The sequence below is a fragment of the Actinoplanes sp. NPDC004185 genome, assembly GCF_053603475.1.
In genome coordinates, this window is record NZ_JBSGFR010000048.1 from 15,374 (window position 1) to 28,640 (window position 13,267).

Genomic DNA, 13,267 nt, shown 5'->3' on the forward strand with positions numbered 1-13,267 from the left:
ATTGCCCCCCTCTGGTACTTATCGTGTCCAGGTCCGCCCCGAATTCCCCCTGAAGTCCACGGCCGAGCTCGCCGAATACCTGGCCGATCTCGGCGTGAGCCACCTCTACACCGCGCCGTTGCTGACGGCGACGCCCGGCTCCGAGCACGGCTACGACGTCGTCGACCACAGCCAGGTCAACCCCGCGCTCGGCGGCGAGGAGGGCCGGCTGGCCCTCAAGGCCGCCCTGGACGGCGCCGGCCTGGGCCTGGTGATCGACATCGTGCCCAACCACGCGGGCGTGGGCGTGCCGTCGGCCAACCCGACCTGGTGGGATGTGCTCAAGCACGGCGAGCAGTCCGCGTACGCGAAGTTCTACGACATCGACTGGTCCCGCGGCCGGCTGCTGCTGCCGGTCCTGGCCGACGACCCGGCCGCGCTGGACGAGCTGAAGGTCGAGGGCGACGAGCTCCACTACTACGACAAGCGCTACCCGATCGCCGAGGGCACCGGCGGGGGCACCGCGCGCGAGGTGCACGACCGGCAGCACTACGAGCTGGTCAACTGGACCCGCGGCGACTCGGAGCTGACCTACCGCCGGTTCTTCGCCATCGTCGACCTGGCCGGCCTGCGGGTCGAGGACCCCGAGGTGTTCGAGGCCACCCACCGCGAGATCCTGCGCTGGTACGACGAGGGCGCCGTACAGGGCATCCGGGTCGACCACCCGGACGGCCTGCGCGACCCGGGGGACTACCTGCGGCGGCTGCACGAGCGCGCACCGGACGCCTGGCTCACGGTCGAGAAGATCCTCGAGCCCGGCGAGCAGCTCCCGGACTGGCCGGTGGCCGGCACGACGGGCTACGACGCCCTCTCCGAGATCTGCGGGGTCTTCGTCGACCCGGGCACGGAGGCGTTCTTCGACACCCTCGACCACCACCTGACCGGCGGCGAACGCAGCTGGCAGGACCTGGTGCACGAGACAAAGCTGCAGGCCGCGACCACGCTGCTGGCCGCCGAGCTGGCCCGGATGTGCCGGCTGGTGCCGGAGATCGAGGCCGCCCCGCGCGCGCTGGCCGAGCTGGCCGCCTGCTTCCCGGTCTACCGGTCCTACCTGCCCATCGGCACCCGGCACCTGGCCAAGGCGCGGTCCGAGGCGGGCCGCCGGCGCCCGGAGCTGATCCCCGCCCTGGACCAGCTCACCGCCCGCCTGCGGCGCGCCGACGACGAGCTGGCCGCACGGTTCCAGCAGTACACCGGCGCGGTCATGGCCAAGGGCGTCGAGGACACCGCGTTCTACCGGTGGACCCGGTTCACCGCCCGCAACGAGGTCGGCAACGACCCGGCCAAGTTCGGCGTGCGCCCGGACGAGTTCCACGAGTGCGCCGACGAGCGGCAGCGCCGCTGGCCCGAGACGATGACCACCCTGTCCACCCACGACACCAAGCGCAGCGAGGACGTCCGGGCCCGGCTCGCCGTCCTCAGCGAGCTGCCCGGGGACTGGACCGAGGTGGTGCGCCGCTGGGTGCGCGCGGCCCCGCTGAGCGATCCGGCCCTGGCCCACCTGATCTGGCAGGCCGCGGTCGGTGCCTGGCCGATCGACCGGGAGCGGCTGCAGGCGTACGCGCTCAAGGCCGCCCGTGAGGGCGCCGCCTCCACCACCTGGCAGCACCCGGACGACCGGTTCGAGACCGCGCTGCGCGAGATGGTCGACAAGATCTACGACGACCCGGCCCTGCACACCGAGATCGGTGACTTCGCCGCGTCGATCACCGCGCCGGGCTGGTCCAACTCGCTGGGCCAGAAGCTGGTCCAGCTGGCCGTGCCGGGCGTGCCCGACACCTACCAGGGCACCGAGCTGTGGGACTTCTCGCTGGTCGACCCGGACAACCGGCGGCCGGTCGACTTCGGCCTGCGCCGCGAGCTGCTGGGCCGCCTCGACGACGGCTGGCAGCCGCCGATCGACGAGACCGGTGCGGCGAAGCTGCTGGTGACCAGCCGTACGCTGCGATTGCGCCGGCAGCGGCCGGAGCTGTTCACCGGCTACCGGCCCGTCTTCGCCGAGGGCCGGGTGTCCGACCACGTGCTCGCCTTCGACCGTGGCGGGGTGGTGGCGGTCGCGACCCGGCTGCCGGTCGGATTGTCACGCCACGGCGGCTGGCACGACACCACGCTGACACTTGACGGCCACACCTGGACGGAAGTCTTCACGAATACCAGCTACGGCGGTAACCGCCTGGCGGTGGCCGATCTGCTGCACACCTATCCCGTCGCACTGCTGGTGAAAGAGTAATGACGCTTTTCGAAGTCTGGGTTCCCGAGAAGACCGTCCGGCTGCGGCTCGGCGGAACGGACCGTGACATGGAACGCGGCGACGACGGCTGGTGGCGCCTCGACGTGCCCGAGGCCGGGCCGGGGACCGACTACGCGTACGTGCTGCCGGATCACGACGGTGGGCTGCCCGACCCCCGCTCGGCGTGGCAGCCCGAGGGCGTGCACGGACCCAGCCGGGTCTACGACCACTCGGCCTTCGCGTGGACGGACGGCTCCTGGACCGGACGCCAGCTCCCCGGCTCGGTCCTGTACGAGCTGCACGTCGGCACGTTCACCCCGCAGGGCACCTTCGACGCGGCGATCGAGCGGCTGGACCACCTCGTCGAGCTCGGCATCGACCTGGTCGAGCTGCTGCCGGTCAACTCCTTCAACGGCGAGTACAACTGGGGCTACGACGGGGTCTGCTGGTACGCCCCGCACGAGGCGTACGGCGGCCCGGACGGGCTCAAGCGTTTCGTGGACGCCGCCCACCGCAAGGGCATCGGCGTGGTCCTGGACGTGGTCTACAACCACTTCGGGCCCAGCGGCGCGTACGCCCCGATGTTCGCGCCGTACCTCAGCGCCGCCGGCAGCAACCCGTGGGGCGACTCGGTCAACCTCGACGGTCCGCTGTCGGAGGAGGTCCGCCGCTACATCATCGACAACGTGCTCGGCTGGCTGCGGGACTACCACGTCGACGGGTTGCGGCTGGACGCGGTGCATGCGCTGGCCGACCACAACGCCGTACACCTGCTGGAGCAGATGGCGGTCGAGGTGGAGAGCCTGTCCACCCACCTCAACCGGCCGCTGTCGCTGATCGCCGAGTCGGACCTCAACGACCCGAAGCTGATCACCCCGCGCGAGGCCCACGGCTACGGCCTGCAGGGCCAGTGGGACGACGACGTGCACCACGTGCTGCACGCGCTGCTGACCGGCGAGCGGCAGGGCTACTACGGCGACTTCGGCTCGCTGGAGAGCCTGGAGACCGTGCTGACCGGTGCCTTCTTCCATGCCGGCACCTGGTCCAGCTTCCGGCAACGCCGGCACGGCCGCCCGGTCGACCGCGCCCGGATCCCGGGGCACCGGTTCGTCGCGTACCTGCAGAACCACGACCAGATCGGCAACCGGGCGATCGGCGACCGGCTGTCCGCGACCCTGTCGCCCGGGCGGCTCAAGATCGGCGCCACCCTGCTGTTCACCTCGCCGTTCACCCCGATGCTGTTCATGGGCGAGGAGTGGGCGGCCGGCAACCCGTGGCAGTTCTTCACCAGCCACCCCGAGCCGGAGCTGGCCGCGGCCGTGCAGAACGGCCGGCGCCGCGAGTTCGCCTCGCACGGCTGGGCCGAGACCGAGGTGCCGGACCCGCAGGACCCGGCCACGTTCGAGCGCTCCAAGCTGAACTGGGACGAGCGGGAGAAGCCCGGCCACGCGGAGATCCTGCAGCTGCACCGGCAGCTCATCGCGCTGCGCCGCGGCCGCGCCGACCTGTCCGACCCGCGCCTGGACAAGGTCGAGGTCTGGCACGGCGACCAGTACGTGGTGATGCGCCGCGGGGACTGCGCGGTGGCCGCGAACCTGGCGCCGGTGCCGCAGACGATCAGCCTGCGAGCGGTGCCGCGCAGCGTGCTGCTCGCGACCGAGCAGGGCGTCGTGTTGCAGCGCGACCGTGTCGAGCTCCCGCCGGAGTCGGCCGTGGTGGTCGCCTTCCGCTGAGCGGTGACCCGGCGGTCAGCGGTGCAGGTTCGTCTTGGCCACGGCCGCCGGGTTACGCCGCGCCGTCCGGGCGCCGCGCCAGCGCTGGCTCAGCGGGTAGGCCAGCGCGCGGCTGCCGTGCACCAGCCCGGTCGGATGCAGATCCGCCGGGACGTTGCGGACCGGGTCGAAGGCCAGATCGGCGTCCTGGGTGTCGGCCAGCACCGCGCCGAAGCGCAGCCGGCCGACGACCTCGACGGCAGCGCCGTCGGCCAGAGCGAGCAGCAGAACCGCGCCGTCGTGCCGGGCGGCGGCGACCACGGACTCGAGGGTACGGCCGAGCGGCCCGGCGTCCGGATCGGCCTGCACACCCAGATGGAACGTGCGCCCCGAGCCGGTCCGGTACGGCAGGATCGAGCCGTACACGGTGTCGAAGCTGCCCCGGAGCACCGGCACGTGCCGCAGCACCCGGCCCTTACCGGCGGTGGAGAAGAGCAGGTCGTGCCGTCGTCCCGCGACGGGCCCGTGCACCCGCACCGCGACCCCCAGGATGTCCGGGCGACCCGGCCGGGTGCCGATGCCCTTGGAGATCCGCAGGGTGACCGGGTGCCGGCCCGGGCGGTCGAACAGCTCCGCGCCGGTGGGCTCGAGCGTCCCCCAGATGTCCAGGTCCCCGGTGAAGGAACGGCCGTCGGGGTGCAGGAAGCGGCGGTCCCGGGAGTGCGCCACGCGCACCGCCACGGCCGCGGCGACGACGGCTGCCGTCAGGGTCGCAGCGATCCTCATGCGGCGCGCATACCCCGAACCGGTGATCGCTATGCCATCGCCGCCGGGTGAGGCGGGGCACGCCCGGTGTCGTGTCGGTGACCGCGACCCCGTTCCGTGACATTGGTCCGGCACCATGGTCGCTCCGGTACCGGAACGGGAGAACAGTGTCGACGACGGACGACGAGAACGCCGGGACGCAGGTCCGTAAAGTGGTCGTGCACCGGCGGGTGCCCGCGCCGCGCCGGCCCCGCTCGGCCCGCGCCCAGCGGGCGATCACCGGGCTGCGGCGCACCTTCACCCAGACCGACTTCCCGCCCGCCTTCGCCCGGCCGGACCGGTCGGTGCGCACCTGGGGCGGCTCGCTGGCCCCGTGGCGGCTGGTCGCGGTCGGGGTGATCATCATCCTGGTGCTGGCGTTCTCCTGGGTGCGGCTCTTCCACATCGGCCCGCCCTCGATCGAGGACCTGCGCCGCACCGCCGGCGTCGACGAGTGGCAGACGCTGCCCATCGCGGTCAAGGACGATCAGCCCGGCATCGCCGAGCGGGATCCCGAGACCGGTGTCTGGCGCGGTTTCGACATCGACATCGCGTACATGATCGCCGAGGATCTGGGCTTCCGCCGCGACGAGGTGCGCTTCTACGGCATCGAGAGCGAGGACCGGGCCCGGATGGAGGCCACCGACCTGCAGGGCCGGCCGGTGCCGGTCAAGATGGTGATCGCCAGCTACAGCATCACCGACGAGCGCGAGCGCGAGCCCAACGTCATGTTCACGCAGTCGTACCTGCACACCGAGCAGTCGGTGATCACCCTCAAAGGTCATGACAAGGTCGCCAGCCTGGAGGAGTTCAAGGACAAGGATGTCTGCTCGCTGTCCAGCTCCACCAGTGCGAAGACCGCCGACGACTCCGACGCCAAGATCACGCGGCGCAACCGGATCTCCGAGTGCTTCGACCTGTTGAACCGCGAGAAGGTCGACGCGGTCACCACCGACGCGGCCATCCTCGGCGGCTACAAGGCCCGCTACCCGGACAAGTACGACCACTGGGACCTGGGCCTGGACAAGACCGAGGCGTGGGGCGTGAGCGTCGGCGCCAACGCGGCCCTGCGTGACCTTGTCAACATCACGCTCTACCGGTCCTTCAAAGATCCGAAGGACGCGCGCTGGGAGCATGCGTACGAGAACAACATCCTGCCCGAGACGGCCCCGAACAAGGCGGCCGACGGTCAGCTCGTGCCGCTGTCCCGGCCGGGCCAGCCGGTCACCGCGCGGCCCCGGGTCCGCGAGCTGCCCTGGGAGGAGGTGCTCCCGTGACCGTGACGCCGTTCGCCCGGCCGGCCCGACGCGTGCGCCGCAACCAGCTCAACTGGGTGCTCACCGCGCTGCCCGCGTTCCCGCTGGTGCTGCTCGTGCTCCGGCTCTGGTACCTGAGCCGCCAGGACCTGCCGACGATGCTGCTGCTGGTGCAGTACATCAGCCCGCTCGGCATGATCAGCGCGCTGATCATCACGCTGATCTGGACCGTCCCGGCGGTCGTGCTGGTGCTGCGGGCCCTCGGCGGCCTGCTGCTGATCAGCTCACCGGACCAGGAGGAGGCCGCCCGGCGCTCGCTGCTGGCGCTCACCGCCCTGCGGATGCCGGACTGGGTGGTGGCGGTCGCGGTGGCGCTGGCCGGGTTCACCTGGCAGCTGCGCCTGCTGCCCACCCTGCTCATGCTGGTCGCCGTGATCCTGGCGCTGACCGCGGTGCAGCGCTACCCCGGCGAGCGCCGGATGCTGACCGTGGTCACCCTGGTGCTCCCGATCGTGCTCGGCCTGCTGATCCTGCTCTGGGTCCGGCCGGGCGTCCGGATGTCACTGGCCGCCGGCGAGTACGGCACGGCCGCCCTGCTGATCGCCCCGTCGCTGCTCGGCTGGCTGCTCACCGGGCCGCTCCCGCCCCGCGCCGCCCGGCTGGCCACCCACTGGCCGGCCGTCGGCGCGATGATCGTCGCCCCGTTCGTGATCGGCGTGGTCTTCCTGCGCGCTCCGGTGCTGCCCAACAGCGCCGTCGAGGTGGGCGCCGAGGGCGCCGCCGTCGAGGTCGTCCGCGGGCAGCTGATCACGGTCGACGACACCGCCACCACGATCCTGCGGCGCGGCGGCGAGGTGCTGTTCATCCCCAACGCCGAGGTGCGGTCCAAGACTCTGTGCCCGGAGCCGATCCGGACCCAGAACAGCCGGATCACGGTACGCGGCTGGCCCATCGACGAGTCCGCCCTCGAATGGGTGGCGCCCACCCGGCCGGTCACCGACATCGACCCGCGCTGCCTCGGCCGCCCGCAGCGACCGCGATGACCTCGGGATTTGCGCGGGTACGCACGGGTTGTCGCGACGCGCCGCCGACCACGTGCAGACAGGTTGGACCGGACCTGGCAGGCTGCACGCCATGACCTTGCACCTGCGGTGGGCGGCCGTCACCGATAGAGGCCACGTCCGGAGCAACAACCAGGACGCTTACTACGCCGGTGACCGGCTCCTCGTCGTCGCGGACGGAATGGGCGGCATGGCCGCCGGCGACGTCGCGAGCCGCCTCGCCGTCGAGGCGATGACCTCCCTCGACGTGCCGATCGACAACGACAGCCAGATGGACGCGCTGCACAAGGCGCTCGAGGTGGCGAACGGCCGGATCGCCGAGACCGTCGCCACCGACGCCGCCCTGCAGGGCATGGGCACCACGCTGACCGCCGTGATCTTCTCCGGCGACCGCGCCGCGCTGGCCCACGTCGGCGACTCCCGGGCCTATCTGCTGCGCGACGGCCGGCTCAACCAGCTCACCAAGGACGACACGTACGTGCAGATGCTGGTCGACCAGGGCCTGATCCGGCCGGAGGAGGCGGGCAGCCACCCGCGCCGCGCGGTCGTCACCCAGGCGCTGCAGGGCGAGCCGGTCAGCCCGTCGTACGTGATCGTCGAGCCCGAGCCGGGCGACCGCTGGCTGCTGTGCAGCGACGGCCTCACCACCGTCGTCTCGGCCGAGCGGATCGAGGCCGAGCTGCTCGACTGCGACGCCCCGCAGAGCTGCGCCGAGCGGCTGCTCGACCTCGCGCTGCAGGGCGGCGGCCCGGACAACATCACGGTGATCGTCGCCGATCTGGTCGCCGTCGACTGAGCGGCATGATCCCGGGGCGCCGCGGGCTTCCCGCAACGGCCCGGGGCTGCGGTACCTTACTCCGGTCGCGGGACGGCCAGCCGCGGCTCTGCTGCGGGTGGTGATGACGACGGGACGGCTGTCGGCACAGTCAGCCGTGACGCTGGCGCTCGTCGCCGCCGTCACGGCGATCGGCACGTACGCCGTGCCCGCCGGAGCCGGCCAGCGACTCTTCACCGACGCCGCCCAGTGCGCGGCCGGGGTGCTCGCCGCCGCGGTCTGCTTCGCCGCCGGGCGGGACAGGTCCGGTCACCGGCGCCGCTGGCGGATCCTGCTCGGCACCGGCCTCGCCGGCTTCGCGGCCGTACGCCTGTGGTGGACCGTCAGCGACGTGCTCGAGCCGGCCCGGGCCGTCGCCGGCGACGTGGCCGACATCGGTGTCCTGCTCCTGCCGGCCTGCACCGTCCTGGCCCTGGTCGCCGGTTCGATGGCCCTGCCCCGGCCGGTGCAGGCGTCGCTGCGCCGGGACCGGATCGTGCTGGTCATCGACAGCGTCCTGATCGCCGGCTCGCTGCTCGCGCTGGTCTGGTCGGCGGTGCCCCGGCGGATCTTCCACGAAGTGGGGGAGAACCCGTGGGTGGTGGGCTTCGCGGCGGCGTACCCGGTCACGGACCTGCTGATCGCGGTCATGGTCATGCTGCTGCTGGCCACCCGGCCGGCTTCGCGGGCGGCGCGGGTGCCGCTGCGGCTCACCGCGCTGGCCATGCTGGCGCTGGGCGTCTCCGACACGCTGCGGCTGCTCCAGCTGAGCAGCGGTGCGCTCACCCCGGTCGAGTCGGCCGGCTACCTGCTCGGGCCGGCGCTGCTCGCCCTGGCGGCGATCAGCAACCCCGGGCTGGCCGACCCGAGCCTCGACGAACAAGCCGAGGCGGAATGGCTGCACCTGCTGCTGCCGTACGTGCCGGTCGTCGCCACCGGCGTGGTCATCGCCGTGCGCACCGGCACCGGCGGGCAGCTGACCTCGTACGAGGCGTACCTCGGCTGGCTCGGCCTGGGGCTGGTGGTGGCCCGGCAGATGTTCACCATCGTCGACAACACGGTGCTGCTGGCCCGCGTCTCCGAAGGTCAGCAACGACTGCACCACCAGGCGTACCACGACTCGCTGACCGGCCTGGCCAACCGGGCCCTGTTCCGCGAACGGCTGGTGCTGGCCCTGGACGCGTATCGGCACCGCGGCGTACCGGTGGCGCTGCTCTTCGCCGACCTGGACGATTTCAAGCTCATCAACGACAGCTTCGGGCACGCCATGGGCGACCGGCTGCTGCGCGCGATCGGCGACCGGCTGGTCGCCGCGGTCGGCCCCGGCGCCCTGGTGGCCCGCCTCGGCGGTGACGAGTTCGCGGTGCTGCTCGACCACCGCGCCGCCGACGCCGAACCGGCCGGCCACCGCATCCTGGCCGCCCTGCGCGAACCGTTCGTCATCGACGGCCACACGGTCGGCATCAGCGCCAGCCTCGGCCTGGTCGTGCCCGAGCCGGGCGACCCGGAGCTCTCCGCGGACACGCTGCTGCGCCGCGCGGACGCGGCGATGTACGTCAGCAAACGCCGCGGCAAGAACGCCCTCGCCCGCTACTCCGGCGGCGCGGACGGCGGACCCAACGCGGACCTGCCGCACCTGCTGGCCCGGGCGCTGTCCGGCGCCCCGGCGGCGGCCGGCTTCGAGGTCTACTACCAGCCGATCGTCCGGCTCAGCGACGGCGCGATCGTCGCGGTGGAGGCCCTGGCCCGGTGGACCGATCCGGTGGCCGGGCCGGTCGACCCGGACGTGTTCGTGACGGTCGCGGAACGCACCGGGCTGGTCGCGGCGATCGACGACTTCGTGCTGGACCGGGCCTGCGCGGACGCGGCCGGGCTGGCCAACACGTACGGCCGGCCGATCGACGTGCACGTCAACGTCTCGGCGGCCCGGCTGGGGCAGCACGGGCTGGAGGAGGCGGTGGCCCAGGCCCTGGAACGGCACAACGTACGGCCGTCCCGGCTGGTCGTGGAGATCACCGAGACCCGCCGCATCCCGGACATGCCCCGCGCGATCGAGGTCGCGGAAAGGCTGCGCCGGCGCGGCGTACGGGTGGCCCTGGACGACTTCGGCAGCGGCTACAACGCGCTGGCGCAGTTGCACTCCCTGCCGGTGGACATCGTGAAGCTCGACTCGACCCTGACCGATGTGGACGTGTCACCGGAGCGGGCCGGGGCTCTGTGCCGTTCGGTGCTGGCCATCTGCGCTGAGCTCGGGATCGCTGTCGTGGCCGAGGGGATCGAGACGCCGGCCCGGGCCCACGCGCTGGCCGCCCTGGGGTGTCATCTGGGGCAGGGTTATCTGTTCGGTCAGCCCGGTCCGGTTCATCGGCTCACCGCGACCGTTCCCGCCCAGCCGTCCCCGCGCTCCTCACCTCACCTGGCGTCCTAGATCCGCGGCGGTCTCTTGCGGCCCCTCAGAACGCCGCGGGAATGATCTGATGCCGCGGTGCAGAACGCCTGTCCCGAGTGCGCGGGAGACTTGACCGTCGTCGAGGGCACCGCGCCGTGGTGCGGACGCTGCGAGTGGAACCTGGACGCGTTCGCGCCTGTCGACGGCGGCAACCGCGCCCCGGTCAGCGGTTCCGGGGGTTGAGGCGGCGGGTCGGCGGGGCTGTTGCCGGGTCCTCCGGCCAGGGGTGGCGCGGGTAGCGGCCGCGAAGTTCGGCTCGGACCTGGGGGTAGCCCGTCGACCAGAAGGAGGCGAGGTCCCGGGTCACCGCCACCGGCCGGCCGGCCGGGGAGAGCAGGTGCAGCAGGACCGGGATGCGGCCGTCGGCCAGGCGGGGGGCTTCGCGCCAGCCGAACGCTTCCTGGACCTTGACCGCCAGGACCGGGGCCGACGGGTCCGCGTAGTCGACTCTGACCTTGGAACCGCTCGGGACCGGGAGGCGTTCCGGGGCCACGTCGTCCAGGCGGCCCGCCACCGACCAGGGGAGCAGGCGGCGGAGGGCCCCCGCGGTATCGATCTTGGCGAGGTCGGCCCGGCGCCGGGACTGGCCCAGGGGCAGCCAGTCCTCCAGGTTCTGCAGCAGGGATTCGTCGTCGACGGCCGGCCATGGTGGGCCCAGAGCGGTGTGGGCGAAGGCCAGGCGGTCGCGAAGCTCCTGGGCCGCCCGGGACCAGGTGAGCAGGGTGAGGCCTTCGCGGCGCAGGCCGTCGAGGAGGGCGGCCTGCAGGCGGGCCGGGTCCGGCTTGTCGATGCGGCGTTCCACCAGGGTTATCGCGCCCAGGCGTTCCGTGCGGCGGACCACCACGTCGCCGTTCAGCCAGCCGATCTCCGTGCCCGATTCCAGCAGGGTCGAGGCCGCCTCGCGGGCCGTGGCTTCGTCGAGCGGGGCGGCGCTGCGGATGCGGGCGGTGCGGGCGCCCGGGGCCCGGTCCGCGTCGGCGATGGCCAGCCAGGTCGTGCCGGCCAGGCTGCTGCCGGCGGTGAGGTCGGCGGCGGTTCCGCCGGCCATCAGGTACGCGCGCCCGCCGGGCTCGCGGACCTTGGCCACCCGTTCCGGGTACGCCAGGCCGACGATCAGTCCCGCGGCCAGATCGTCGGGCAACCACTCCCGGCCGCCGTCGCCGCCCATACCGCGGCTGCTGTCGCCGTCCTTGCCCCGGCCGCCGTCGCCGCCTTTGCTCCGGCCATCGGTGCCGGTGCCGCCGCTCCTGCTGCCGCCGTCGCCCTTGCCCCGGCCGTCGGTGCTGGCGCCGCTGCCGGTGCCGCTGCTGCCGCTGTCGGGGGCGGGGATTGCCGCGGTCAGGCGGCGGACTTCTGTGCGCCAGGCCGGGTCGCCGTCGGCGCGGGCCCGGCGCCAGGCTACGGCCAGGTCGTCCGCCGTGCGGTCGGCGTCCAGGAGGGCCACCACCTCGGCGGCTCGGCGGGGGCCGATGGTGGTGGCGCCGTCCAGGAGGGCCCGGGCCAGGCGGGGGTGCAGGCCCGCGTCGGCCAGGGTCCGGCCCCGGGGGGTGATCCGGCCGTCGGCGTCCGTGGCGCCCAGGGCTCGCAGGGTGGCCGCGGCCACCTGCATCGCGCCGGTGGGCGGGGGGTCCGGGAGGCTCAGGCCGGTGCCGTCGGGGTGGCCCCACTCCGCCAGGTTCAGGGCGAACCCGGTCAGGTCCGCGGCGGCGATCTCCGGTTCCGGCTGCGCCGGCAGGCGGTCGTGCTGGGCCTGGGACCAGCAGCGGTAGACCCGGCCGGGGGCCTCACGGCCGGCCCGGCCGGCCCGCTGGGTCGCCGACGCCCGCGAGACCGGCACCGTGACCAGGGCGCCCAGGCCGCGGCTGTGGTCCATCCGGGGGACCCGGCTCAGGCCCGCGTCGACCACCGCGCGTACGCCGGGAACCGTCAGGCTGCTCTCCGCGACCGCGGTGGCCAGCACGACGCGGCGTACGGGGCTGGGGCGCAGCGCGGCGTCCTGAGTGGAGCCGGACTGCCGGCCGTGCAGGGGGACGATGTCGGCGTCGATCCCGCGGAGTCGGGACGCGACCGTCTCGATCTCGCGGGCGCCCGGCAGGAACGCCAGGACGTCGCCGTCGCCCTCGGCCAGGGCCCGCCGGATCGTCGTGGCCACGTGGTCGAGGAGTTTCGGGTCGACGCGCAGGCCGTGCGGCGGGGTGATCGGCTGCGGTGGCGGCGCCCAGTGCACCTCGACGGGGTACAGGGCGGCCTCGGCCTGCACGACGGGTGCGTCGCCCAGCACCTCGGCCAAGCGCTGGGATTCGGCGGTCGCCGATGTGGCCAGCACGTGCAGGTCGGGGCGCAGGGCCGCGCGGACCTCGATGAGGAAGGCCAGCGCCAGGTCCGAGTCCAGGTGGCGTTCGTGGCACTCGTCGAGGACCACCACCGCCGTGCCCGCCAGTTCCGGGTCGCGGTGCAGACGGCGTACCAGGACACCGGTGGTCACGACCTCGACCCGGGTCCGGGCCGAGACGCGCCGGTCACCGCGCACCGTGTAACCCACCCGCTCGCCCACCTGCTCGCCGAGCAGGGCCGCCATCCGGCGGGCCGCCGCGCGGGCCGCGACCCGGCGGGGCTCGGCCACCACCACCTTCGCGGTGGGTGCGGCCCCGGCCAGGGCCAGCGGGACCAGCGTCGTCTTGCCCGTGCCCGGGGGTGCCACCAGCACTGCGGCGCCCGCCGCGGCCAGGGCGGCGGTGACCTCCTCCAGGACCGCGCGGATGGGCAGGTCGGGCAGGGCGTCCGCGGCGATCAGCACCGGACCAGTCTCGCGCACGGCCGCCGGGAAGCCCCCGGCGCGGGGATACTGGTGCAAGATCGGGGTGTCCTGCTTGACTGTCCGTCGGCACAACAGGGGGTGAAC

At 73.4% G+C, this 13,267-nt stretch carries 8 protein-coding genes; 6 read left to right on the top strand and 2 right to left on the bottom strand.

Annotated features, from left to right (window positions below):
- Nucleotide 1 precedes the first annotated feature (1 nt).
- Entirely contained in the window at nt 2-2,269 is a 2,268-nt protein-coding gene (gene treY / locus ACWEOZ_RS35660; RefSeq protein WP_451915071.1) for a malto-oligosyltrehalose synthase, read from the top strand.
- Complete coding sequence (treZ, locus tag ACWEOZ_RS35665; protein ID WP_451915072.1) at nt 2,269-4,002, top strand: malto-oligosyltrehalose trehalohydrolase; 1,734 nt, start codon at nt 2,269-2,271, stop codon at nt 4,000-4,002. The genes treY and treZ overlap by 1 nt, the downstream gene beginning before the upstream one ends.
- Before the next feature lie 15 nt (nt 4,003-4,017).
- On the opposite strand, the gene ACWEOZ_RS35670 is transcribed toward treZ, so the two are convergent.
- Complete coding sequence (locus ACWEOZ_RS35670) at nt 4,018-4,767, bottom strand: hypothetical protein (RefSeq protein WP_451915073.1); 750 nt, start codon at nt 4,765-4,767, stop codon at nt 4,018-4,020.
- A gap of 146 nt (nt 4,768-4,913) precedes the next feature.
- Here ACWEOZ_RS35670 and ACWEOZ_RS35675 point away from each other — a divergent pair, with 146 nt between their 5' ends.
- The 4 genes from ACWEOZ_RS35675 (at nt 4,914) to ACWEOZ_RS35690 (ending at nt 10,344) form a co-directional block, all read left to right on the top strand.
- Nucleotides 4,914-6,062 carry a transporter substrate-binding domain-containing protein gene (locus ACWEOZ_RS35675; protein ID WP_451915074.1) on the top strand — a complete coding sequence of 383 codons (1,149 nt, stop codon included), beginning with the start codon at nt 4,914-4,916 and terminating at the stop codon, nt 6,060-6,062.
- Nucleotides 6,059-7,084 (top strand): hypothetical protein, encoded by a 1,026-nt coding sequence (locus ACWEOZ_RS35680; RefSeq protein WP_451915075.1) that lies wholly within the window; start codon nt 6,059-6,061, stop codon nt 7,082-7,084. Before ACWEOZ_RS35675 ends, ACWEOZ_RS35680 begins: the two co-directional genes overlap by 4 nt.
- A 91-nt stretch (nt 7,085-7,175) precedes the next feature.
- Entirely contained in the window at nt 7,176-7,898 is a 723-nt protein-coding gene (locus ACWEOZ_RS35685; protein WP_451915076.1) for a PP2C family protein-serine/threonine phosphatase, read from the top strand.
- A gap of 136 nt (nt 7,899-8,034) precedes the next feature.
- Nucleotides 8,035-10,344 carry a putative bifunctional diguanylate cyclase/phosphodiesterase gene (locus ACWEOZ_RS35690; RefSeq protein WP_451915077.1) on the top strand — a complete coding sequence of 770 codons (2,310 nt, stop codon included), beginning with the start codon at nt 8,035-8,037 and terminating at the stop codon, nt 10,342-10,344.
- Nucleotides 10,345-10,528: 184 nt separating this feature from the next.
- Here ACWEOZ_RS35690 and ACWEOZ_RS35695 read toward each other — a convergent pair whose 3' ends face one another.
- Nucleotides 10,529-13,156, bottom strand: a complete 2,628-nt coding sequence (locus ACWEOZ_RS35695) for an ATP-dependent RNA helicase (protein WP_451915117.1) — start codon at nt 13,154-13,156, stop codon at nt 10,529-10,531.
- Between the last annotated feature and the right edge of the window lie 111 nt (nt 13,157-13,267).

Bases quoted from the DNA above. Each gene is read 5' to 3' on its own strand.
- ACWEOZ_RS35685 (WP_451915076.1), top strand. From the start codon at position 7,176: ATGACCTTGCACCTGCGGTGGGCGGCCGTCACCGATAGAGGCCACGTC.
- ACWEOZ_RS35670 (WP_451915073.1), bottom strand. From the start codon at position 4,767: ATGAGGATCGCTGCGACCCTGACGGCAGCCGTCGTCGCCGCGGCCGTG.
- treZ (WP_451915072.1), top strand. From the start codon at position 2,269: ATGACGCTTTTCGAAGTCTGGGTTCCCGAGAAGACCGTCCGGCTGCGG.